This window comes from Vibrio sp. B1FIG11, assembly GCF_905175335.1.
GTDB lineage: Bacteria > Pseudomonadota > Gammaproteobacteria > Enterobacterales > Vibrionaceae > Vibrio > Vibrio campbellii.
The window spans coordinates 199,162-223,676 of record NZ_HG992751.1 but is presented as its reverse complement, the minus strand read 5'-3'; the positions used below and the strand labels follow the sequence as shown (position 1 = coordinate 223,676).

15 protein-coding genes and 3 pseudogenes are annotated in these 24,515 nt (G+C 46.1%); 14 read left to right on the top strand and 4 right to left on the bottom strand.

Annotated elements, in window-relative coordinates; translation table 11 throughout:
* Nucleotides 1–9: 9 nt before the first annotated feature.
* The 3 genes and pseudogenes from KHO06_RS00990 to KHO06_RS00980 all read right to left on the bottom strand — a co-directional run bounded on the left by KHO06_RS00990 (nucleotide 10) and on the right by KHO06_RS00980 (nucleotide 3,946).
* A complete protein-coding gene (locus KHO06_RS00990; protein WP_045368218.1) occupies nucleotides 10–1,836 on the bottom strand; it encodes an extracellular solute-binding protein in 1,827 nt (608 codons plus the stop codon).
* Nucleotides 1,837–1,874: 38 nt separating this feature from the next.
* Complete coding sequence (locus KHO06_RS00985; RefSeq protein WP_005430115.1) at nucleotides 1,875–2,918, bottom strand: ABC transporter permease subunit; 1,044 nt, start codon at nucleotides 2,916–2,918, stop codon at nucleotides 1,875–1,877.
* Nucleotide 2,919: 1 nt separating this feature from the next.
* Nucleotides 2,920–3,946, bottom strand: a pseudogene (locus tag KHO06_RS00980) (ABC transporter permease subunit).
* Nucleotides 3,947–4,767: 821 nt separating this feature from the next.
* Between KHO06_RS00980 and KHO06_RS00975 the strand changes: the two are divergent.
* From KHO06_RS00975 to KHO06_RS00910, 14 genes and pseudogenes are all read left to right on the top strand, one after another.
* Nucleotides 4,768–7,371, top strand: a complete 2,604-nt coding sequence (locus tag KHO06_RS00975) for a TonB-dependent receptor (protein WP_045379240.1) — start codon at nucleotides 4,768–4,770, stop codon at nucleotides 7,369–7,371.
* A gap of 73 nt (nucleotides 7,372–7,444) precedes the next feature.
* A complete protein-coding gene (locus tag KHO06_RS00970) occupies nucleotides 7,445–8,209 on the top strand; it encodes a DUF3450 domain-containing protein (RefSeq protein WP_045368222.1) in 765 nt (254 codons plus the stop codon).
* A 3-nt stretch (nucleotides 8,210–8,212) separates the two neighbouring features.
* Nucleotides 8,213–9,574: a MotA/TolQ/ExbB proton channel family protein gene (locus tag KHO06_RS00965; RefSeq protein WP_045368224.1), complete on the top strand. Its 1,362-nt coding sequence runs from the start codon at nucleotides 8,213–8,215 to the stop codon at nucleotides 9,572–9,574.
* A 9-nt stretch (nucleotides 9,575–9,583) separates the two neighbouring features.
* A complete protein-coding gene (locus KHO06_RS00960; protein WP_005430146.1) occupies nucleotides 9,584–10,111 on the top strand; it encodes a MotA/TolQ/ExbB proton channel family protein in 528 nt (175 codons plus the stop codon).
* 25 nt (nucleotides 10,112–10,136) lie between these two features.
* The gene (locus tag KHO06_RS00955) at nucleotides 10,137–10,544 is read left to right on the top strand and encodes a biopolymer transporter ExbD (RefSeq protein WP_005430119.1); all 408 of its coding nucleotides are present in this window, start codon (nucleotides 10,137–10,139) and stop codon (nucleotides 10,542–10,544) included.
* 4 nt (nucleotides 10,545–10,548) lie between these two features.
* The gene (locus KHO06_RS00950) at nucleotides 10,549–11,181 is read left to right on the top strand and encodes an energy transducer TonB (RefSeq protein ID WP_005529132.1); all 633 of its coding nucleotides are present in this window, start codon (nucleotides 10,549–10,551) and stop codon (nucleotides 11,179–11,181) included.
* A gap of 11 nt (nucleotides 11,182–11,192) precedes the next feature.
* On the top strand, nucleotides 11,193–12,407 hold the full coding sequence (locus tag KHO06_RS00945; protein ID WP_045368228.1) for a hypothetical protein: 1,215 nt from the start codon (nucleotides 11,193–11,195) through the stop codon (nucleotides 12,405–12,407).
* Nucleotides 12,408–12,772: 365 nt separating this feature from the next.
* Nucleotides 12,773–13,396, top strand: a complete 624-nt coding sequence (gene gmk, locus KHO06_RS00940; RefSeq protein ID WP_005430186.1) for a guanylate kinase — start codon at nucleotides 12,773–12,775, stop codon at nucleotides 13,394–13,396.
* 163 nt (nucleotides 13,397–13,559) lie between these two features.
* Complete coding sequence (gene rpoZ, locus KHO06_RS00935) at nucleotides 13,560–13,832, top strand: DNA-directed RNA polymerase subunit omega (protein WP_005379346.1); 273 nt, start codon at nucleotides 13,560–13,562, stop codon at nucleotides 13,830–13,832.
* A gap of 39 nt (nucleotides 13,833–13,871) precedes the next feature.
* A complete protein-coding gene (gene spoT, locus KHO06_RS00930; protein WP_005434453.1) occupies nucleotides 13,872–15,992 on the top strand; it encodes a bifunctional GTP diphosphokinase/guanosine-3',5'-bis pyrophosphate 3'-pyrophosphohydrolase in 2,121 nt (706 codons plus the stop codon).
* A 53-nt stretch (nucleotides 15,993–16,045) separates the two neighbouring features.
* Entirely contained in the window at nucleotides 16,046–16,729 is a 684-nt protein-coding gene (gene trmH / locus KHO06_RS00925; protein WP_005430068.1) for a tRNA (guanosine(18)-2'-O)-methyltransferase TrmH, read from the top strand.
* Between the two features lie 372 nt (nucleotides 16,730–17,101).
* A pseudogene (recG, locus tag KHO06_RS00920) lies at nucleotides 17,102–19,182 on the top strand (ATP-dependent DNA helicase RecG).
* 234 nt (nucleotides 19,183–19,416) lie between these two features.
* Nucleotides 19,417–21,402: a S9 family peptidase gene (locus KHO06_RS00915; RefSeq protein ID WP_212581960.1), complete on the top strand. Its 1,986-nt coding sequence runs from the start codon at nucleotides 19,417–19,419 to the stop codon at nucleotides 21,400–21,402.
* A gap of 252 nt (nucleotides 21,403–21,654) precedes the next feature.
* Nucleotides 21,655–23,045: pseudogene (locus KHO06_RS00910) on the top strand (uracil-xanthine permease family protein).
* 78 nt (nucleotides 23,046–23,123) lie between these two features.
* Here KHO06_RS00910 and envZ read toward each other — a convergent pair.
* Entirely contained in the window at nucleotides 23,124–24,416 is a 1,293-nt protein-coding gene (envZ, locus tag KHO06_RS00905; RefSeq protein WP_041057249.1) for a two-component system sensor histidine kinase EnvZ, read from the bottom strand.
* Nucleotides 24,417–24,515: the final 99 nt, after the last annotated feature.

Sequence of the window (24,515 nt, the reverse complement as noted above, 5' to 3'; positions counted from 1 at the left end):
AACACATCCTTACAGCTTATACGTGTCATCAACGACAACAACCGGTTCAAAGGTTTTACCCGACTTCATCGCCTTTTGGGTTTGTTTCTTAGCGTCCTTATCAATCCAGTAAGTACCATCGCCAATAATGCCACCACTGAACAACGCTTCTGTCATTCGGTTCATTGGCTTCTCTGGTAGTTTCAACCAGCTCCAGTGGCCGTAACGAACGTATGGCACCATATAACCCGGAACAATCACGTGCGCGTCAATGATGTCACGTTGGATTTCATGTCCCAGTTGGATCTTCTTATCCATGTCCATATTGAAACGGTACTCGATGATTTTCTCATCAAGCTCTGGTGTGCTGTAGTTTGTGAACGAGTTAGTTTGTGGCTTATTGGCATTCACTGAGTGGAAGTACTCCCAATATGTTGGGATCTCAGACGTACCCATATCTAAAAACGCTAAATCGTGCTTTTTCTCGCGTACGTATTTGAACATCGATGAGCCATCAATCAATTTAAGTTCAATATCCAAGCCAGCTAACTTGGCTTGTTCACGCACAAAGGCAATTCGTGGTGTATGAACAGGTGTCGCATAGGTCAACTCAAAGCTCAAACGCTGGCCTTTGTCATTGACACGGATACCATCGGAGCCAATCTTATCGAAACCAGCGGCTGCAAATGCTTCAGCCGCTTTTTCTGGGTCAAACTTTGGTGCTTTCGCATCTGGTAGTGTGTATTTACCGTGGCCATAGCCTGTTGGGTTTGGCTTACGGCTGTAATCACCACGCATGATGTTTTCAATCATGCCATCAAAATCGATCGCGTATGTAATACCCTTACGTATGTTTAAATCATCCAATAATGGCATTGCGGTGTTCATCCAAACGCCGCCAGCGCCAACAGGGTATTGGTTGTAACCCCAAAACTTCTGAATGTAACCTTTTTGATAAGGTGCGGTATTGGACTTGTCATGCCATAAACTTGGTAGCACAAGACCAAACGCATCTAAACTGCCTTTCTCGAAGTGCTTCTTGGCGATGTCGTTATCACGAATAACCGTGATGCGAATCTTGTCTACGTTATAGCGGTTCTCGTAGTACTTATTGGTGTAACCCCACCAGTCCTCACCGACGTGCTTAAAGGTTACGCTTTTACCTTTTTTGATATCGTCTAGGTAGTAAGCACTGGTCGTAGGCTCGCTCTTGAAGTTGTAATAGCGGACAAAGTTGTCGTGAATACCATCACCGTTCTCATCTTTCTTTGGATTCGCATAGAAATGAGCAGGACGAGGACGCAACGCCCCCATTCTTAACAACAACTCTTCGGGATTAAGTTCTTTCGCTGCCTTCACGGCGAACGTATGATCATCAAACTTAATCACATCAGCGACAGTTTTGTTGTAGTAATCGTTGTACCAAGGCTCAAGAATGTCTTTCGAACGATAGAACTTAAGCATGAAAACAAAATCGTCTGCCGTGACTGGTTTGCCATCGGACCATTTCGCTTCTGGGTTCAGTTTGAAATAAACCGTCTTATTATCACCGGCTAGTGCCCACTCATTGGCCAGTTCAGGGATAAATTCTAGGGTGTCTGGGTGGCGAACCACCAACCCTGGCGTCTCGTCCAAGATGAACGAACGCAAGCCAGAGTTCGCATCCGGGCCGACGCTACGTAGTGTCTGCGGAAAGCTCGACATGTAAGTACGATAAGTACCACCACGTTTCGCTTCAGGTGAGCCATATTGCGGCTCATCCCAGTTTGTTTGCCAGTTTAAGTCAGTCGGTAGCGTTGCTGACATCGCACCAAAACTTAGGGCGCTCAGCGTGGACGCTAAAAATAATTTTTTCATAAAACTTCCCTTTTTTATGTTTTGCTCACAATGCTTGCTTAAACATAGCGTGTGAATTTTTTCGGGTCGAAAGCTGCTCGAATCGCTTCACCAATAAAGGTCACCATCACCAGTACCAGTACAATTGAAGTCACTACTGAAGACACAATCCATGGCGAGTCTAGGTTTGACTTACCTTGCTGCAGCAGTTCACCCCAACTTGGTGTTGGTGGCATCAGACCAAGGCCTAGGTAATCTAGCGCGGTCAGTGCCGTGATGTTGGCCGCGATAGTAAATGGCGCAAGCGTCACGATCATCACCATGGTATTTGGTAGGATATGATTAAACAAAATACGACCTGTTGATGCCCCTAACGCACGCGCTGCCATCACATATTCGCGAGCCGATTCTTTATAGGTCATGGTACGCATGTACCAAGTCATCCCCATCCAACCAAACAGTACGTTAATGGCGACGAACAAGGTAAAGGTGGGCTGCACAATGGATACCAAGATCATGATGACGTACAAGAACGGCACCATAGACCACACTTCGATCAAGCGTTGAACAAACAGGTCGAACTTACCACCCCAGAAGCCCATCGCACAGCCAACGGCAGTACCAATCGCGTAAGAGATTGCCATTGTTAGTAGCGCAAATCCCATCGCAGTACGGAAGCCGTAAACCAATCGAGCCAAAATATCACGACCGATTACATCCGTACCTAGGTAGTGTTTATTTTCAGCATCGGGTGCCGTTGGAGGGAAATCACCACTAAAGTCTTGCTCGTATGGGTTCCAAGGCACAATCGGTAGAATCACGAAGTTATCGCCGCCTTCAGCTTCAAATACTTTCTGCAGCTCTCGATAATCGGCTTCACTCGAAGAAGCTTGGCCAAACTCGCTACCTAAGCGTACATCACTGACGACTGGGAAATAGTAACTGCCATCGTATTTCACCATTAAAGCTTTACTGTTGATCAACAGCTCTGCAAACAGAGAAAGGATCAACATGGTGGATAAGATCAAAAACGACCAGTAACCACGTTTGATTTCTTTAAAGTGACGGATTTTCTTTTGAGTTAATGGGCTAACTTTAATCATATTACGCTCCAAACTTCACACGTGGGTCGACTAAAGCAACACAGATATCTGAAATGATATTGCCGATAAGTAGCAATACCGCGTTGATAGCTACGATGCCCATTACTACAGGGTAGTCACGCTCCATGATGGATTCATAACCAAGCAGACCGATACCATCAATGTTAAAGATTACTTCGATAAGGAATGCACCTGTCATGAAGAACAGCAGCGAGTTACCAAAGTGAGAAGCGATAGGGATCAAGCTATTGCGCAAAGCGTGCTTACGTACCGCTTTCTTAAACGGTAAGCCCTTAGCAATCGCAGTACGAATGTAATCTGACGATAAGTTTTCCATCAGGTTGTTTTTCATCGTCATCGTCAGCGTTGCAAAGTCACCAATCAAGTAACAGATCAGAGGCAATACCGCATGCCACATAATGTCTTTAGCGCGCTCAAAGAAGGTTTCGTAATCATCAAAGTCATCGCCAACAAAGCCCCCCATTGGGAACCATTCTAGGTGATAACTAAATAGCGTAATCAACAAAACACCAACCACATAACCCGGTAAGGCGTAGCCAACGAAGATAAGAATGGAAGAAGCGGAGTCAAACACGGAGCCATGCTTCAACGCTTTATAGTACCCAAGCGGAATTGAGATAAAGTAACTGATAAAAAAAAGTCATTCCGCCATAAAACAGAGATACAGGTAAACGCTCGGCAATCATGTCAGATACCGGTTCGTAGTATCGGGTAGATTCACCCAAATCAAGCGTAACCAAGCGACTTAACCACTCAACATACGCTTCCATGACTGGTTTATCTAAACCGTAAAACGCATTAAGTTCTGCGATTTGCTCATCAGAAAGTGCGGTGTTACCACCAGCTGAGGTCATTGAAGCGGCGCCATCACCTTGTGCTTGCATTTGTGACAGCATGCGCTCTACTGGCCCACCGGGAACAAATCGAGTGATCGCGAAGATAAGAATGGTAATTCCGAGAAACGTTGGGATCACCAGCGCTAAACGGCGTAAAAAGTACGACAGCATATACAACTTGCTCCTTGTCTACTGTCCATTATTAGGCGGGGTTGGATAGGAAAAATCCGGCCCAAAATGGTGCATTTCTATCCTGTAGTAACTAAAGCTGTTGAAACACACTCCCTGAATTTCAAAAGCCAGTTTTTTCCACTACTGCAATAATTTCAGCGTCATATTTATCTTGAATCTGAGTAAGCTTCAAGTGTTTGAATCCAAAACATGACAAACTTCTTCCGATGTCGAAAAATAGAAATGTTTTTGTAAATAATTATAAAAAACCACAAAACTAATTCACACAGAATATCAATCTAGGCACTCTAGAGCCAAAACCCTATATAAACATGCAGTTCTGCAGAATAAATAGACAAAACAACCTAACTTCCATTTGACCTAAAAATACGAGTGAGCCCTTTTATAACGGTGGGTATCATATTCTGATACCACCCCATGCGATCGAGTTAACATACAGAGCATTCCATAAAAACCTCACAACAGAATAATTCTCTACATATACACCAACTTTCAGTACTAATCGCCCACTTAAAAACTATAGGCAAGATAAGTCATTAATCTTTACAAGAAACACAAAATACGGTGTTTTATTAAAATTTGATCTCGGTTTATAAACGTCATGCAGCAAAATATGCTGTGATTCACATCACTTTTGGACTTTTACATCTTTTTTACATTTCTTTATCTCTGTTTACCACTGGTTTGACTTCCTTTTTTCATCTCGGTTATACATGTCCAGAACGTTAACGAAATATTAACGTCATAATTGGTCTTTATATGACCGCACATAGGAAATAATAATAATCGGAGCAACAAGGATGTATAAAAACACAACCGCTTTATCTGTTGCGATCAGCCTTGCACTGGGAACGGCGGCAGCAGTGGCCCCACTAGCAGCACAGGCAGAAGAGCAGCAAGTTGAAAAACTTCAAAAAATGAAAGTTACTGGTTCGCGTCTAACGCGTGCGTCTATGGAAGGAAGCACACCAGTAGCGGTTATCGGCCGAGCAGAAATTGAGCGCGCCGGTGATATCTCTATCGCTGATGTACTACGTAAATCTTCATTCAACTCTTTCGGTTCATACAGCGAAAGTTCAGGCAGCTCTTGGCAGAGCCAAGCAACCATGTCACTACGTGGTCTAGGTGCTTCACGAACACTTGTTCTAATCAACGGTAAGCGTCTACCAGGTTCTGCAACAATGGGTGGCGGCGCAGCAAACCTGAACGTCATTCCAGCAGCTATCGTTGAGCGCGTAGAGGTAATGGCCGATGGTGGTTCTGCAGTATACGGTTCAGACGCTGTTGCAGGTGTTGTGAACGTAATTCTAAAAGACGAGTTTGACGGCATTAACGTAACTGTTGGTGGCGGCATTCCTTCGCAAGAAGGCGGTGACGAACAAAACTTCTCTATCGTAACGGGTACTTCTGGCGAAAAAGGTAACATTTACTTCTCGTTTGAACACGATTCCAAAGGCGAGATCTACCAAAGAGACCGTGACTACTTGAGCTCAAAGAATACTAGCTCAGATAACTACTTTGACATGTCTGGCGTAAGTATTTACGGCCGTAACGTATATCATGATGGCAAACTAAAGCCTCTGAACGGTTATGAAACTGATGCGAAGTGTGACTCGTCTAAAGGCTTCGTGGGTGTGACTGAGTACCCTGGTCTTGGCCCTATGTGTGGTTATGATTACACCTCAGAAGCAGCTCAAACCGCTTCTCTTGAACGAAATACAGTTTTTGTAAATGGTAATATTTTCCTATCAGATACAACAACCTTTAACGCACAAATGCTTTTAAGCCGTAACGAAAGTTTCGGTCGTTTTGCCCCAGCAGCAGGTTACTTTGAAGTTGATCCAACAACATCGGGCGGCGCTGATTTCTTTACAGAGAACGGCTTGGATCCATCTAAGGGCCCTGCAAGTGTTTACTACCGTTTCACGAACGTAGGCACGCGTGACACAAACGTTACGGATTTCCAAGCGGATATGAAAGCGGGTCTAGATGGCTCCTTCTATACTGACGGATTTGGTGAGGTAATCTGGGAAACAGGCTACCACCTTAACTACTCAAATAGTAATGAACGCGGTACTGGTTATGTTCTACGCTCACCAGCAGAAGCATTGGCTAACTCTGGTCAATTTGTAAATGGCGAGTTTAGTGCTGACGCGACTAAAGATCTGGCCGCGACTACTGCTCGTGAATCGCAAATGGAAATGCACCAGATCAATGGTGGTTTACAGTTCGACCTAGCAGATATCGGTGATGTAACCATTCCACTATACATTGGTGCTGAAGCAACAACGTATGACTACTTTGACCAATACGATTCACAAAGTGAAGCGGGTAACATCATTGGTAGTGCTGGTAACTCAGCTGCCGGTGACCGCCAAACATACGCACTCTTTGCAGAATCTCTGATCGCATTCACAGATGAGCTAGAAATGAACGTAGCACTACGCTACGACCACTACAGCGACTTTGGTAGTGCTGTTTCACCAAAAGCATCATTCCGTTACCAACCTCTCGACAACTTAATGTTCCGAGCTGGTGCAGGTATGGGCTTCCGCGCTCCTTCTCTAAGTAACCTTTACGGTGCGGATAGCGAATCAAATGACTACGCAAAAGACTACGTTTACTGTGAAGACCAAGGTATCTCTGATGCAGATTGTCCTGAGAAGCAGTACACAACAACGCGTACATCAAATGAAGATCTAGATGCTGAAACATCAACATCATTTAACTTCGGTGTAAGCTACTCGCCAATCGAAGATCTAGCGTTAACAGCGGATTACTACAATATCCGTATTGAAGACACTATCGTAATGAACACGCTACAGAGCATGATCGACCAAGAGCGTAGCAGTGGTCAGCCAAACTCAAATATTACGCGTGACTCTGCTGGCAGCATTACGCACGCTGTAGTTCCACTATCAAACATCGGTGACCTTGAAACATCGGGTATCGACTTGAAAGTAAACTACCTATACGACTTTGATGTTGCAACTGTACGTTATGACTTTGCTGGTACTTACGTACTAGATTACAGCAGCCCTGAGTATGTTGATGGCCCAACAAACAACAAAGTCGGCCGTAACGGTCTTCCTGAGTACCGTTTCCAAACGGGTGTTGGCTTCAATATCTTGAGTGATCACGACGTTTACCTATCTGCAGATTACATTGCTTCTCAAGCACAAGATGTAGATAAGAACTACAACAAAACAGGCAAGATCCCTAGCTACACTACTTTCAATGTAGCATACAACTACATGGCGCCATGGGATGCGAAACTAACCGCAGGTGTACGTAACCTTACAGATGAAGATCCAGCATTTGAGTCTGATGGTGTGACATACAACTCTGACCTATACAGTATTCAAGGCCGAGTTTTCTTCTTGAACTACTCTCAAAACTTTTAATTAAAAACTTTGGCGCAGGAGCTTTTCCTGCGCCCCATTCGACTGACTTTTATACACTGACAAGGATGCTACTATGACGTTAAAGGAATTTGGCGTAAGTGCAGTTACTGCCGCAATTTTATCGGTAAGTGGAGCAGCTATTGCTGCAGACTCCGGTACTGTTGTCGCTAACCAAGCAAAGACAACGAAGTCTTCTCAGGCTTCACAACAAAAAATCGACGGATACGCTGAAAGCGCGGAAAGCATGCTAGCTGAATACAAAGGCTTGCTTCGCCAAATCGACAGCATGAAAGTCTACAACGAACAAATCAATCGCATGGTTCAATCTCAGCAGGGAGAGCTGGATTCATTGAACAGTCAGATTGCTCAAATCGACCAAACGGCGACTGAGGTTGTACCTTTGACGCTGAAAATGATTGATGCACTTGATGAATTCGTCGTACTCGACCTTCCTTTCCAAAAAGAAGAGCGTACCAAGCGTGTCAATGAACTGCGCGACCTAATGGACCGTGCAGACGTAACGACTTCAGAAAAATTCCGTAAAGTGATGGAAGCGTATCAAATCGAAGAAGGCTTCTCTCGCTCGATTGAATCTTACAAAGCTAGCCTAGAGCGCAACGGCGAGACCGTGACTTACGACTTCCTACGTATTGGTCGTACTGCGCTTTTATTCCAATCTCCGGATGGCGGTGAAACAGGAATGTGGAATCAACAAACCCGTCAATGGGAGTCACTACCTGAAAACTACCGTATCGCTGTACAGCAAGGCCTTCGTATCGCTAAGAAACAAGCGCCACCAGCGCTGATCAAACTGCCTGTATTTGCTGGGGAGGAATAAGAAATGAAAGGATTCAAAACTCTAGCCGCTGGTTTGCTAGCGAGCTTATTCATGATTTCTGGTGCTCAAGCTGAAGCGCCACAGAACCTATCTGAGCTACTGAAAAACGTAAAATCAGAAAGTATCGTTGAATCAAAAGAGAACAAAGCTCGTGAAGCTGAGTTCAAAAACAACCGTGACCAACAAGCTGCACTTCTTGAAAAAGCTCGTGCAGAACTTGCAGCGCAACAAGCACTTGGTGATGAGCTAAAAGCCACGTTTGATGAAAACGACAAGCAGCTAACTGAACTGACTGAAACACTGCGCGTTCGTTCAGGTACTTTAGGTGAGATGTTTGGTGTGGTTCGCCAGTATGCTGGTGAGTTTAAAGGTCTATTTGCCGCTTCGCAAAATGCCGTTCTTTTCCCTGAGCGTGATGCACTGCTGGCTAAACTAGCAGAAAGTAAAGAACTGCCATCAACGCAAGAACTTGAAGCGTTTTGGCATACTATTCTACAACAGGTAGTTGCATCAGGTGATACCACAACAGCACCGGCAACCGTTGTATATGGTGAAGGTAAAGAAGCGGTACGTGACGTAACCCTAGTGGGTGAGTTTAACGCAATTGCAGATGGCAAATACGTAACTTACGTACCTCAAACTGGTAAGTTCGAAGAGCTGTCACGTCAACCAAGCAAAAACATCACTCGCCTAGTTGGCGGTTTTGAATCAGCAGACGGCACATACGAACCACTGTTTATCGACCCATCTCGTGGTGTGATTCTGTCTCTACTTGTACAAAGCCCTACGGTTCAGGAACGTATTGACCAAGGTGGTATTGTTGGCTACGTAATCCTAGCTATGGGTGCAGTTGGTGCACTGATCGCACTCGCTTGTTACCTACGCCTATTGGTTATCGGTGGCAAGATGCGTAAGCAAGCTAAATCCGACACTGTTATTCCTGGCAACCCTCTAGGTGAAGTTATCCAAGCTTACCAAGAACATAAAGGTGACAACCTTGAAGATCTTGAAGCGAAACTGGACGAAATCATCCTACGTAACGCACCGAGCATTGAACGCTTTATCAGCTCAATCAAACTGTTCGCTTCTGTAGCACCACTTCTAGGTCTACTAGGTACAGTTATGGGTATGATCGGTACGTTCCAAGCCATCACACTATTTGGTACAGGTGATCCGAAGCTAATGGCTGGCGGTATCTCAGAAGCACTTGTTACTACGATGCTTGGTCTGGTTGTCGCAATTCCTCTACTGTTCCTGTACACCATCGTACACAGTAAAGGTCGTCGTTTGGTTCAAACTCTTGAAGAACAGAGTGCAGGCTTCATCGCTCGCTATCAGGAAAAACTGCATAAAGCCGAAAGCTAAGGAGGCGTTATGTGGTGGTTAGTTGGAGAACTTGAATCAATTAGGCGCTTCTTGGGAATGGGTGGCGACGTGCTTGTCGTCATCTTTATCCTCAGCTTCATGTTGTGGGCAGTATTGCTAGAACGTTGGTTTTACTTCGCTGCCGTCGCTCCAAAAGCAATGAAAAAAGCCGTTAGCTTTTGGGAAGAGCGCTCAGAACATAAAAGCTGGAACGCTAAGATGATCCGACAAGAAATCGTTTCTCGTCAGGATATTGAGAATAAAAAGGGACTACCAATCGTTAAAGTACTGATTGCACTTTGTCCCCTACTTGGTCTACTCGGCACCGTTGTCGGCATGATTCAAGTATTCGATATCTTAGCGGTTACAGGTACAGGAAGCCCTCGAGCAATGGCCTCGGGGATCTCAAAGGCAACAATCCCAACATTAGCGGGAATGGTGGCTTCTCTATCAGGACTGTTCTTTAGTACTCGTCTTGATCATTTAGCCAAAGTCACCACGCAGAAGCTTGAAGACAAGCTAAAGCATATTGCCTGAGTAAACGGAATTAGAGGTATAGGTCATGAAGAGACGCTATAGCAATGACAGCAGTGATGAAGCTGCTATCGATATGACACCGATGCTCGACATCGTCTTCATCATGTTGATCTTCTTTATCGTAACAACATCGTTCGTTAAAGAAGCCGGTCTAGAAGTAAATCGCCCTACGGCAAGCTCAGCGCAAACCGTGAAGAAAGGTAACATCATGGTTGCCATCGGCGCTGCGGGTGATGTTTGGGTTGATAAGCGTCGCATCGAAGTAGATGCAGTACGTGCCAACATCGAACGTCTACGTGCAGAAAGCCCAGACGGTGCGGTTGTTATCCAAGCGGATACTGAAGCTAACGCTGGTGTAGTCGTGAAGGTTATGGACCAGATTAAGATGGCAGGTGTAGAAAGCATCTCCATTGCCGCAACCAATAAGGATTAAGCCTATGCGGTATCTGGCCTCAATTGCACTGGCGCTCATTGTCTCCCTCGGATTGTTCTGGGGGATGGACAAGCTAGTAAACAAAGAGCGCCACGAGCTAGTGTCGAATGATGATCTCCGTATGGTTGAATTCATTCGCATTAAACCGGACGAAAAAATACAGGAGAAAAAGCGCGAACTCCCGAAACCACCACCACCGAAACGCCCACCGCCACCACCTGAAATGAAGGTGACAGCGACGGTCAAGCCGGTGATGGATCAAATCCCTATGGACATGCCAAAGCTTGACTTACCAGTCAATGTTACAGGTGGTTCTGTACTCGGTCACTACTCACAAGGTGGTGGTGCTCAACTGGCTGGAAGCGGAGGCCCTGTTCCTCTTGCAACATTCCAACCTCAAATGCCACGTAAAGCGGCACGAGCTGGGATTGAGAAAGGTATCGTTTTAGTAGAGTTTACTGTTAACGAGCGTGGCAGTGTTCAAGATGTCAAAGTCTTAAAAGAAACTCCACGTAAGTTAGGCTTGGGTAAAGCAGCTAGAAAAACCGTATCAAAGTGGACCTTTAAACCAAAAATGGTTGATGGAAAGCCGGTTACTTCACGCTTATCTCAAGAAATTGAGTTCTCTACTAACTAAGGAGTTGCAACATGAAAACATATACAAAATTGTTAGCTTCTCTATTGGTTATTGCAGGTGCGTACAGCGCACCTGCCCTAGCAAAAACACCAGAGTTGTCTGACAGAACGTTTCGAACAGTAAATAAAGTTCAAGAACTTATCGCCGAAGAAAATTACTCTAAAGCGATTTCAAAGATTAACTCGGCGCTGGAAAGCTCTGGCAAGAAGCAATATGACAAAGCCGTTTTGCTACAACAAATGGGGTTCCTATATTCATTAAAGGACGACTACCCTAAGGCCGCGAAATACTTTGCTCAAGCTTTGAGTTTAGACGCTCTACCAGTACCAGTAGCACAACAAGTACGTTATAGCTTAGCTCAGCTTTATCTAGCAGAAGGCCAGTTTAAAAAGTCTGTTGTTACGATGAAGGAATGGTTCAAGATTGCTGAAACGACGGAAGAAAAGCCACAAGCACACGCATACATAACATTAGCGAGTGCTTATGTTCAGTTATCTGATTACAAAAATGCGATTCCACCGACCAAAAAAGCAATCGCAATGAGTAAGAATCCAAGTGAGTCTTGGTATCAATTGCTGATGTCCGCGCATTATGAACTTAAGCAATTCAAAAGTGTTGCTGGAGTACTGAAAATTTTAACCACCAAGTATCCAAAAAATAAGCGCTACTGGACTCAATTGTCTGGTATTTACATGGAGTTAAATCAAGAACGAAATGCACTTTCTACGTTGGAGATGGCTCATAAATTAGGCCTTCTAGAGGAAGAAAAAGAGTACTTACGTTTAGTGAACTTCCAAGCTTATCAAGGTGTACCTTTCCGCGCAGCCAAGACAATGCAAGCGTCGATGGATGAAGGCAAGATCACGCGTAATGCTGAAAACTTGGAGAAGTTGGCTTCTTTCTGGCAGCAAGCACAGGAGCTCGATAAGTCGATTGAAACCTATGTTGCGGCTTATAATTTAGCGCCAAAAGCAAAAACGCAGATCAAGATTGCTCGTTTGATGATCTTGGATAAGCAGTACTCTGCAGCAACCAAGTTTGCCAAGAATGCTGCGCCAGACGCCAAGCGTGATGATAAAGGTGAGCTGAACTACATTCGAGGTATGGCATATTTCGAATTAAATCAGCCAAGTAATGCACTAAAAGCAATGAAGAGTGCGGCGCAATCGCCTGACATGAAGCCTGTCGCGAGCCCTTGGATCAACTTCCTAGAGTCCCAAGGCTAACAGGAAACCAACATCTGCGAAGTAGTAACCAAAGTGGTTAATGGTAGCTCCGAAAATTAAGTGTGAGTCAGTCGCACGCCTGGGGAAGTGAAAGCTTCCCCTTTTTTCGTTTCCGTATAAGGAAGGCGAATTCATACCACACCTCAAAGATCCAAAAGATCGGCTAGCAACCTCAGGGAGATCATGATACTCTTCGCCTCCATTTTTCTGGCGGGTTTATCACCAATCTCAAGCAGTTTGGTGAGGAAGTCATCAACGCCAGTGCTATCGTTATACCAATCTCGTGAATAAACGTCATTGGCATGACAACAAGGTCGAGACTTCTTTCGGCATTCACTCAATCCAACCAAAAGTGGAACAGTACAATGGGCAAAGGTACTCTCTATATCGTATCTGCACCTAGCGGCGCAGGTAAATCTAGCTTGATCTCAGCAATGTTGGAGCGTAACCCAACATATGCAATGAAAGTGTCTGTGTCTCATACTACTCGTGGCATGCGCCCTGGCGAAGAAAACGGTATCCACTACCATTTCGTTGCAAAAGAAGAGTTTGAAGCTCTGATTGCACAAGGCGACTTCCTAGAATACGCAGAAGTGTTTGGTAACTACTACGGTACATCACGCGTATGGATTGAAGAAACGCTAAACAAAGGCATCGACGTTTTCCTAGACATCGACTGGCAAGGCGCACGTCAAATCCGTGAGCAAATGTCAGAAGCGAAAAGCATCTTTATCCTACCACCATCAAATGGTGAGCTAGAACGCCGTCTAAACACTCGTGGTCAAGACAGCGAAGAAGTGATCGCAAAACGCATGGCAGAAGCAAAATCTGAAATCTCACACTACAACGAGTACGATTACGTAATCGTAAACGACGATTTCGATACTGCATTGATGGACTTTAAAGCCATCCTACGTGCGGAAAGATTGAAGGAAGAAAAGCAAGCTGCTAAATATAAAGGTATGCTTGATGCGCTTCTAGCAGAGTAATTCTGCACTGAAACACAAATTTTCGCTTCTTTATTACGGTAAGGAAGCTTATATTGCTTATATAGAAAGTCATTGTTGTTGCACGTCTTATCGCTAGTAAATATTACGCTGAGACTGTATACTTTCTCGTCATTCAAAATTTAGTTAACTATTTGGAGTCCTCATGGCACGCGTAACTGTTCAAGACGCTGTTGAAAAAGTTGGCAACCGTTTCGACCTAGTACTGATTGCGGCTCGCCGCGCTCGTCAAATGCAAACTGGCGGTAAAGATGCACTAGTGCCAGAAGAGAACGATAAGCCAACGGTTATCGCTCTACGCGAAATCGAAGAAGGTTTAATTACTAAAGAAGTTCTAGACGCTCGTGAACGTCAAGAACAGCAAGAGCAAGAAGCGGCAGAGCTAGCGGCAGTAAGCAGCATCGCTCACAACCGTTAATTCTGACTTTAGAATTCAACAACCTCCCGGGCCTATAATTTGTATCTATTCGATAGCCTCAAAGACGTTGCCCAAGAATACCTAACAGAGCCTCAAATTGAGGCTCTGCGTCAATCTTATGTGGTAGCAAGAGATGCCCATGAAGGGCAAACCCGCTCAAGCGGTGAACCATACATCATCCACCCAGTCGCTGTGGCTCGAATCTTGGCCGAAATGCGCCTCGATATCGAAACCCTCCAAGCTGCGTTGCTGCATGACGTCATCGAAGACTGTGACGTTACAAAAGAAGATCTCGAAGAGAAATTCGGCAATACCGTCGCTGAGCTGGTTGATGGTGTATCTAAACTGGACAAACTCAAATTCCGCGATAGGAAAGAGGCTCAAGCCGAGAACTTCCGTAAGATGGTTCTGGCGATGGTGCAAGACATCCGCGTTATCCTGATCAAACTGGCTGACCGTACGCACAACATGCGCACGTTAGGTGCCCTGCGCCCTGACAAAAAACGCCGTATTGCTCGTGAAACACTGGAAATCTACGCGCCACTGGCTCACCGTCTTGGTATTCACAATATCAAAACGGAACTTGAGGAGCTTGGCTTCGAAGCGCTTTACCCGAACCGCTACCGCGTTCTAAAAGAAGTGGTAAGAGCGGCACGTGGTAATCGTAAAGAGATGATCCAACGTATTCACAGCGAAATTGAAGGTCGACTCGAAGATGTTGGCTTGAATGCGCGCGTGTTAGGTCGTGAAAAAAACCTGTTCTCCATCTACAACAAGATGAAAACCAAAGAACAGCGTTTCCACACCATCATGGATATCTACGCTTTCCGAGTGGTTGTTGATACTGCCGATACTTGTTATCGCGTTCTAGGCCAAGTGCACAGCTTGTATAAGCCCCGTCCTGGTCGCATGAAAGATTACATTGCGGTACCGAAAGCGAACGGCTACCAATCGCTGCATACTTCTATGGTTGGCCCTCATGGCGTGCCAGTTGAAGTTCAGATCCGTACCGAAGATATGGATCAAATGGCGGACAAAGGTGTCGCTGCGCACTGGTCATACAAAGACAAGGGCGACAAGTCTGGCACAACAGCGCAAGTGAAAGCTCAGCGTTGGATGCAAAGCCTGCTTGAGCTACAACAAAGCGCTGGTAACTCATTCGAATTCATTGAAAACGTAAAATCGGATCTTTTCCCAGATGAGATTTACGTCTTCACACCAAAAGGTCGTATCGTTGAACTGCCATTAGGCGCAACGGCTGTCGACTTTGCTTATGCCGTACATACTGATGTCGGTAACTCTTGTGTTGGTGCTCGCGTTGACCGTAACCCTTACCCACTAAGTAAGGCACTGAAGAACGGTCAGACAGTAGAAATCATCAGTGCACCAGGTGCGCGTCCAAACGCGGCTTGGTTAAACTATGTCGTGACTTCTCGCGCTCGCACTAAGATTCGTCAAGTGTTGAAGACCATGCGTCGTGAAGAGTCGATTACCTTGGGTCGTCGTCTACTGAATCACGCTTTAGGTCGTCATTCGATTGATTCAATCTACCCAGAAAACATCCAAGAAGTGCTGACGGATCTGCGCCTAGAAAGCGTCGATGATCTGCTAGCAGCAATTGGTTTGGGTGAGTTGATGAGTATCGTCATCGCACGTCGCTTATTGGGTGACACTGATGAATTGACCACCACAAGCTCGATTCCAAACGAATCCAACAAGAAACTGCCAATCCGTGGTGCAGAAGGTCTGCTACTGACTTTCGCAAATTGTTGTCACCCTATACCGGATGACCACATCATTGCTCACGTATCACCAGGTCGTGGTCTTGTGGTTCACCGTGAAACATGTCCAAACGTTCGCGGATACCAGAAAGAGCCGGACAAATACATGGCAGTCGCTTGGTCTGAAGAGTACGACAAAGAGTTCATCGCGGAACTGAAAGTCGATATGCTCAACAACCAAGGTGCGTTAGCGGAATTGACCAATGTGATTTCGAAAACCGGTTCGAACATTCACGGTCTTTCAACCGAAGAACGCGACGGTCGCTTGTACACCGTTACCGTTCTGCTAACCACCAAAGATCGTGTTCACCTTGCTGGCATCATGCGTAAGATTAAGACCATGCCACAGGCGACTCGAGTCAGACGAAGAAAGAACTAAACTCTATCGCCACCCACACTCTGGGTGGCGATTTTTTTATATCCCTATTTATTATGAATTTAGAACGTTACAACCGCATCCATCAGGTGTTAAAAGCACGCCAAACCGACCTCACCCTGTGCCTTGAAGAAGTTCATAAGCCGAACAATGTTTCCGCCGTAATCCGTACCGCTGACGCAACAGGCTTACACAAAGTTCATGCGATTTGGCCAGACAAAATGCGCACACTAACCCACACCTCAGCAGGTGCACGCAACTGGGTTGAAGTGGATACTCACGATTCGATTGAAACTGCGATTACCGAGCTCAAAGCACAAGGCATGCAAGTTCTGGTCACCAACCTTTCGGACACCGCAGTCGACTTTCGTGAAATCGACTACACCAAGCCAACGGCGATCATTCTGGGTAGCGAAAAAATTGGCGCTTCAGAGCAAGCGAAGAAACTCGCAGACCAAGACATCATTATTCCAATGATAGGTATGGTGCAATCTTTGAATGTCTCAGTCGCCAGTGCTGTGATTCTTTATGAAGCGCAGCGTCAGCGTGAAGCCGCTGGCATGTACGAGCGTGAGGAAAGCGCGCTACCAAAAGAGACCATCAACCGCATTCTGTTTGAACGTGGCCATCCAGTCTTAGCAAAGGTAGCGAAACGCAAAGGGCTAGAATATCCACAACTTGATGACGAAGGCCAAATTGTGGCTGACGAATCATGGTGGAAAGAGATGCAGAAGAAATAAATTCGGGATTCGGGATTCGGGATTCGGGATTCGGGATTCGGGATTCGGGATTCGGGATTCGGGATTCGGGATTCGGGATTCGGGATTCGGGATTCGGGATTCGGGATTCGGGATTCGGGATTCGGGATTCGGGATTCGGGATTCGGGATTCGACTCTATTTTGCCTTTCTGGGGACAAGTTCTGTCAACTATTTCTATACTTAAGCTTCTTTCAGTCCATACCCCAGTGCACACATCCCGATTCCCAAAGCGAAGCGTTCTCGAATCTCGGAGCGTAAGCGTTCCCATATCCCTTTCTCTAACTTAATCCTGTACAAAAACACAGCTTCGTGGTTAACATACTGCTATGTTAACTATTTTCTTGAGCCCGCTATGTCTGCCCAAATGTTATCTGCTGTTCCTTTAACCTCTCTGTCTGGAGTTGGCGCCAAAGTCGCAGAAAAACTCGCCAAAGTTGGCTTGCATAGCGTTCAAGATCTACTGTTCCACCTTCCTCTTCGTTACGAAGATCGCACTCGCATTTACCCAATAGCCAAGCTTCATGCTGGGCTCTGGGCAGCGGTACAGGGCAAAGTCATGGCTGTCGATACTACTTTCGGCAAACGCAAAATGCTGACAGTAAAAATCAGCGACGGCAATGGCACCATTACTCTACGCTTTTTTAACTTTACTGCCGCGATGAAGAACAATTTCTCGAATGGTAAGTTAGTACACGCTTACGGTGAAATAAAGCGTGGTGGTATGGGCTTAGAGATTGTTCACCCTGACTACAAGTTTTATGTAAGTGAACAAAAGCCGGATGTGGAACAAAGCTTAACCCCCGTTTATCCAACCACCGATGGGTTACGTCAAATCACTTTGCGTAACCTGACGGAACAAGCCTTATCACTCCTCGATAAAGCCGCAGTGCAAGAGTTGCTGCCTTCCGGTTTGTACAATCACCAGATCACTATGTCGCAAGCGCTGCATACGATTCATCGACCGCCTCCAACCATTAATTTGGATGAATTTGATGAAGGTAAACACCCAGCTCAAATTCGTTTGATCATGGAAGAATTACTGGCGCAGAACCTCTCTATGTTGGCAGTGCGCAGCAAAGGACAACAGGACGTTGCATTGCCTTTGGCGTCGTGTGACTCGCTGAAAAAGCAACTACTGGCTCAATTGCCCTTCTCGCCGACCAATGCTCAAGCACGAGTCGTTAAAGAAATTGAAGCTGACTTAGAAAAAACGCACCCAATGATGCGCCTTGTTCAAGGTGACGTAGGCTCGGGGAAAACTTTAGTTGCTGCGCTTGCTGCCGTCAGAGCCATTGAACACGGCTATCAAGTCGCTTTAATGGCACCGACCGAACTGCTCGCCGAGCAGCACGCGATTAACTTCGCCAATTGGTTTGAGAAAATGGGCATTCAGGTCGGTTGGCTGGCGGGCAAATTAAAAGGTAAAGCCAAAGAAGCCGAATTGGCGCGCATTGCCAGCGGTGAAGCGAAAATGGTCGTGGGCACTCACGCTCTTTTCCAAGAACATGTTGAGTTTCATCATCTTGCTTTGGTCATTATTGATGAACAGCACCGCTTTGGTGTCCACCAGCGCTTAGAGCTACGCGAGAAAGGCGCGAAACAAGGCGCTTATCCACATCAGCTCATCATGACAGCAACGCCAATTCCGCGAACATTAGCCATGACAGCTTATGCTGACTTAGAAACGTCGGTGATTGATGAGTTACCGCCAGGTCGAACACCAATCCAGACCGTCGCGATTCCAGACACCAAACGCGATGATATCGTCGAACGAGTGCGCAATGCTTGCTTAAACGAAGGCAAACAAGCGTATTGGGTATGTACCTTAATTGATGAATCTGAGGTCTTGGAAGCTCAAGCCGCCGCTGACACTGCAGAAGAGCTGCAACGTAAACTGCCTGACGTAAAAATTGGCCTTGTGCACGGACGAATGAAGCCCGCTGAGAAGCAAGCGGTAATGCAGGATTTCAAAGACAACAAGCTGCATTTACTGGTTGCAACGACAGTGATTGAAGTTGGCGTTGACGTCCCCAACTCCAGCCTGATGATCATCGAGAACCCAGAGCGTTTAGGTTTGGCTCAGTTGCATCAGCTTAGAGGTCGTGTTGGTCGAGGTTCAGTGGCGAGCCATTGTGTGTTGCTGTATCACTCGCCACTATCAAAACCGCCCAAAAACGTTTAGGCGTATTACGTGAAAGCAACGACGGCTTTGTGATTGCACAGAAAGACTTAGAGATTCGTGGACCGGGTGAGCTTCTAGGTACCAAACAAACTGGCTTGGCAGATTTTAAAATTGCCGACTTAGTGCGAGACCAGCGCTTGATTCCGGAAGTTCAACGCATCGCGCGTTACATTCATGACAACTACCCAACGAATGCGACAGCAATTATTGACCGTTGGTTAGGTGAGCGTGACATTTACTCTAAGGCGTAAGCTCTTCTTTTCTCACCGACCCTCGCTCCATCAATAAACCTCCTTACAGACACTGTTCTGTAAGGTTGGTTTCGCATACATTCATTGCACCAATGAATATCTCATTTAATAAAAGCCAACTCGACTTTATTCAATAATTACGACAAGTTAGAGCAAGTAAACTCTACATAAAGTTAATACTCCAAGCGGATATAAAAAACGTCATAAATACACAATGTCATCAAGGATAGATGCATGAAAAAACGTACCTTGCTTGCGGTCACAGCAGCATTAGTTGGCTCTGTACACTCCGCCCCCATAGCAGCGCAAGATAAACAGAGCGCGATTCTTCAGTCGGCAGAGCTTTTTGCCAAAAGTTCGGCTTACTTTAATCCAAAAATCTCACCAGATGGCAAGCACTTAGCCTTTGAGTCCAGCATCGATGGCAAAGATGCTCTGGTTATACTCGACAGTAAAACCATGCAGCCGAGCAGTGTGCTGCGCTTCTCAGGTAACGAGCAAGTGGGTGATTATTATTGGGTCAATAATGAACGAGTTGTCGCATCCAAAGAATATTTAAAGAGTTGGTCTACCGCTCCTCGCTACTATGGCGAACTCGTCTCGGCCAATGTGGATGGAAACAAATACGCTTATATATTTGGTTATAACCCTCCTCAAACTAGCCGCCTAGTGCGAGCATCATCTATCGTAAGAGCTTACGGTGATGTCTTAGATATTCTGCCTGAGGACGACCGCCATATCTTAGTTTCAGCTCTTCCTTTCGGTGAATTCAGTTTCAACTTGGAAGCACCAAGAGAGGTGTACCGCGTCAACGTATACACCGGTAGGCGCTCAAAGATAACGACAGCACCCATCCCGTTTAGTCGGTTTCTCACCGACCATGATGGTGAAGTTCGCTTTGTTTCAGGTTTGAATAGCAATAACAAAGTCGAGCTTTATTATCGCGTCAACGATCAATGGAAAAGCTCCGATAAATTGGCGGCTTTAAAAAATTTCAAAGAGTTCTATCCTATCTCCTTTGCAGAGAATCAAGATTCCGTTTATGCCGCGATTAGTCAGTCAGGTGAGCCAAGAGCAATCCATCACCTCAACTTAAAAACCGGTAAAAGTACAAAAGTTGCTTCGGATGATACCGTCGATCCGAAGGAGTATTGGTTAGATCCAGACTCAAAACAGCTGTACGCGGTCGAGTTTGAAAGTGATTACCCTACTTATGCCTTTGTTGATCCAAAAAACAAACGCAGCGAATACTTAAAGCAAATCCTAACTTCTCTACCTGGTCATCAAGTTCGCCTAGTCAGTGAGACAGAAGCTGGTGATGCTTACGTCATTATGGCCTTTAACGATAGAAACCCTGGGGATTACTACCTATTTACAACCGAGCCAAAAGAAATTCGTTATCTGTTCTCGGCACGAGAGTGGTTAGACCCAGAGAAAATGGCCGAAGTGAAGCCTTTTGAGTTCACCAGTCGCGACGGGAAAACCATCTCTGGTTATCTGACGTTGCCACCAAATACTGAAGCAAAAAATCTCCCTCTTATCGTCAATCCGCATGGCGGTCCTCATGGTCCACGAGATTGGTGGCGTTTTACCGAGGAGAATCAATTTCTTGCTAACAATGGCTATGCTGTGATGCAAGTAAATTTCCGTGGCAGTGGTGGTTTCGGTAAGCAGTTTGAAGAGGCTGGCTATCGTAAATGGGGAACGAACATTCAATATGACATCATCGACGCCACCAAACACATTGTCGCAAAAGGCATCGCAGATAAAGAACGCATCTGTATTTCTGGCGGAAGCTTTGGCGGATACAGTGCATTGCAATCAGCCACCCTTGCACCTGAGTTGTTTCAGTGCGCCGTAGGCAGTGCCGGTGTTTATGACCTTGAGTTGATGTTCACCGAAGGTGATGTGCCCGATAGCCGCATGGGGTTAAGCTTTTTGAAAGAAGTACTGGGAACCGACCCTAAAGTCTGGAAAGCCATGTCTCCAACTCATAATGCAGACAAGTTGAAAGCTTCTATCCTTCTCGTGCATGGGGGAAAAGATCAACGTGCACCTATTGAACATTATGAGGCAATGGCTAAAGCACTCGACAAGCTCAACTACCCATACGAATCTTTTGTGTTAGACGATGAAGGACATGGCTTTTACAAAGATGAACACCGAGCTAAATATTACGCTCATGTGTTGGGCTTCTTCGATAAGCACTTAAAAAACTAGCCTCCCAAAGTAAAACCTCAAGGGCGATAACCATTCCGTTATCGCCTTTTCTTTTCAGCCCAAAGCAAACGTTTGCTTTTTGAATAAATCCCTCTATAATCGCGCTCAAAATTTATGGTGTGCGCCTTGTCACATCAAACCAACCTGAGTTGACACTGATTAACAGCAATCACAGGTCATAACGTCAACTCCACCCAGCACTCCCATTCAGCGAGCTCTGGGGCAAGAATTATTGCGACTAGCGAGACAAACATGACAACTTCAAACCGAACTTCGGAACTGGTCTATCAGTTAAACGATCGTCCACCACTACCTCAGACCATTTTTGCTGCACTTCAGCACTTATTGGCGATGTTCGTAGCCGTTATCACTCCCTCTCTGATCATTTGTCAGTCTTTGGGTGTGCCTGCTGACCAAACCAACACTATCATCAGCATGTCGTTGTTTGCATCTGGCGTGTCTTCTTTTATTCAAATTCGTACCTTTGGTCCTATCGGCTCTGGTTTGCTTTCAGTGCAGGGCACCAGCTTTAATTTCCTTGGTCCAATCATTGGTGCGGGTCTTTCTCTTAAAGCCGGCGGCGCAGACATCAGCACCATGATGGCAGCGATTTTCGGTACTATCTTGGTGGCGTCTTTTGCTGAAATCCTGCTATCTCGCGTCCTAGAACACGCACGCCGCATCATTACACCATTGGTATCTGGCATTGTCGTGACGCTTATTGGCCTGACCCTAATTCAAGTGGGTTTGGTATCAATGGGTGGTGGCTACGCGGCAATGGGCGATGGATCTTTCGGTAGCCTAGACAAGTTAGCTCTCGCTGGCACAGTACTTGGCCTAATCGTAATTCTTAACCGCTCAAAGAACCCATACCTACGTGTTGCATCAATTGTAATTGCAATGCTGGTTGGCTACGTCATGGCGTACTTCATGGGCATGGTCGACACCTCAACACTGGGCGAAACTGACCTCATCGCGCTGCCAATCCCAATGCAATACGGTTTAAGCTTCGATTGGTCGCTGTTTATTCCACTGGTTCTGATTTTCTTTATCACAGCGCTAGAAGCAATTGGTGACATTACAGCAACGTCTGAAGTTTCCGGTGAGCCAGTGAAAGGTCCGGTTTACATGAAGCGAATCAAAGGCGGCGTATTAGCTGACGGTCTGAACTCAGCGATTGCAGCAGTATTCAACAGCTTCCCGAACTCTACCTTTAGCCAAAACAACGGCATCATAATGCTCACTGGCGTAGCAAGCCGTTACGTAGGTTACTTCATCTCAGGCATGTTGGTGATTCTGGGTCTGTTCCCGGGTGTGGCAAGCTTTGTTCAGCTGATTCCTGAGCCAGTGCTGGGCGGCGCGACTATCGTGATGTTCGGTACCATTGCCGCTGCGGGCGTGCGCATCATCTCTCGTGTCGACCTCGATCGCCGCGCAATCCTAATCATGGCGCTGTCGTTCTCAATGGGTTTGGGCATTGCACAAAACCTGAAATTCTGCAATTTATGCCTGAGTTCATTAAGAGCATTTTCTCAACAGGTGTGGCGGCAGGCGGCATCACCGCTATCGTATTGAACCTACTGCTTCCAGAGAAATTGGAAGAGGAAGATGAGCTGGTTGCTCAAGAGGTAAAAGAATCCTAACCTTGCACTAGGATGATCGAAAAGCCCAACCAAACTTTGGTTGGGCTGTTTTATTGGAATCAATTGGTCAAAGAAAGCTTACTTGGTTGGGAAACTGATTTGCGCGCTTAAGCCACCTTCACTGCGGTTACGTACCACAACCGAGCCAGAATGCTGGCTAACGATACGCTTCACAATGGCTAATCCTAAGCCTGTCCCTTCACTGCCACGTGCCGTATCACCACGAGTGAAAGGTTCAAACAAGCGTGCGATTTGCGATTGCTCGATGCCCGGGCCGTTGTCTTCAACGCACACCCATACCAACTGTTTGTCGGCAGTGACACCCGTACTGATTTTCACCCAGCCATTACCATAACGCAGAGCATTGACCACAAGGTTACTCACCGCGCGTTTGATGGCGATTGGGCTGCCTTTTGCGGTTGGCATCGTTGGGTTGAGGTCAGTTTCAATTTCGACTTCATAACCCCCTTCCGACGTTGCTACATCGCTAGTGATGGTATTGATGTCCACCTGCTCAAACGACTCTTTATTTACTGGCTTGAGGTAGTCCATAAACTGGCTGATGATCTCGTTACACTCTTCGGTATCACTGATGATGCCTTCAGCTAAGTAACTGTCTTCAGGTGACATCATTTCTGTCGCAAGACGAATACGCGTCAGTGGCGTACGTAAGTCGTGGCTAATGCCTGCCATCAGTAGCGCACGGTCTTCTTCAAGCTCTTGAATGCCTTTCGACATCTGGTTGAAGGCGCGAGTTACAGAGCGGATTTCTGAAGCACCCTTCTCTGGCAATGGCGGTGGAATTTCACCTCGACCTACTCCTTTCGCGGCTTTCTCTAGCGCAATCAAAGGTCGGTTTTGTAAGCGAATAAACAACCAACCACCAGCAATGATCAGAAGCGCCATGATTAAGCTATTACGGAACAGCGGAGCAAAGTCTTCTTCTTGCAGTTCTGAAAGCGGAATACGGATGATGGAGTTAGGCAACTGATCGATGCGCATCCACAGAATGTAACTTTCACTGCCAAGCAGCAAACGCACTTCTGTTGGAGAGCCGAGCTCTTGCGTCATCTCTTCCGACATCAAATCAATCGACATCGCATGATTGAACTCATTCATCATCTCGCTATCGACGCTATGTACCGTCACGCCCAAGTTTTCCAGCAGTTGGTGGCGCAGCGGCGCGTCAGCCTTGAGTAGACCATCTTCATCGAGCACCAGATTCAACTCGTGGGCGAGAATTTTGTTGAACTGCTGCAAACTTGGCATCAACGCGTAGTTAAAAACGGCGTAGTAAGAAAAGACTTGGCTAGCGAGAAGCAAAGAGATGAACAGCAGAATGGATTGTGTAAATGAACTTCGGATTCGCATGGAGAGTTCCTAATGGACTGTTCCTAGTGAACAACATTAATTGCGAGTTTCCAGCCCTCAAGCAGGAAGGAAGCTTGAGGGTGGAATATGAGCAGCCGA

Coding starts and splice junctions, on each gene's coding strand:
- trmH (WP_005430068.1), top strand. CDS start 16,046: ATGAATTTAGAACGTTACAACCGCATCCATCAGGTGTTAAAAGCACGC.
- KHO06_RS00945 (WP_045368228.1), top strand. CDS start 11,193: ATGAAAACATATACAAAATTGTTAGCTTCTCTATTGGTTATTGCAGGT.
- KHO06_RS00955 (WP_005430119.1), top strand. CDS start 10,137: ATGAAGAGACGCTATAGCAATGACAGCAGTGATGAAGCTGCTATCGAT.
- KHO06_RS00915 (WP_212581960.1), top strand. CDS start 19,417: ATGAAAAAACGTACCTTGCTTGCGGTCACAGCAGCATTAGTTGGCTCT.
- KHO06_RS00950 (WP_005529132.1), top strand. CDS start 10,549: ATGCGGTATCTGGCCTCAATTGCACTGGCGCTCATTGTCTCCCTCGGA.
- KHO06_RS00965 (WP_045368224.1), top strand. CDS start 8,213: ATGAAAGGATTCAAAACTCTAGCCGCTGGTTTGCTAGCGAGCTTATTC.
- rpoZ (WP_005379346.1), top strand. CDS start 13,560: ATGGCACGCGTAACTGTTCAAGACGCTGTTGAAAAAGTTGGCAACCGT.
- KHO06_RS00990 (WP_045368218.1), bottom strand. CDS start 1,836: ATGAAAAAATTATTTTTAGCGTCCACGCTGAGCGCCCTAAGTTTTGGT.
- envZ (WP_041057249.1), bottom strand. CDS start 24,416: ATGCGAATCCGAAGTTCATTTACACAATCCATTCTGCTGTTCATCTCT.
- KHO06_RS00970 (WP_045368222.1), top strand. CDS start 7,445: ATGACGTTAAAGGAATTTGGCGTAAGTGCAGTTACTGCCGCAATTTTA.
- gmk (WP_005430186.1), top strand. CDS start 12,773: ATGGGCAAAGGTACTCTCTATATCGTATCTGCACCTAGCGGCGCAGGT.
- KHO06_RS00960 (WP_005430146.1), top strand. CDS start 9,584: ATGTGGTGGTTAGTTGGAGAACTTGAATCAATTAGGCGCTTCTTGGGA.
- KHO06_RS00975 (WP_045379240.1), top strand. CDS start 4,768: ATGTATAAAAACACAACCGCTTTATCTGTTGCGATCAGCCTTGCACTG.
- KHO06_RS00985 (WP_005430115.1), bottom strand. CDS start 2,918: ATGATTAAAGTTAGCCCATTAACTCAAAAGAAAATCCGTCACTTTAAA.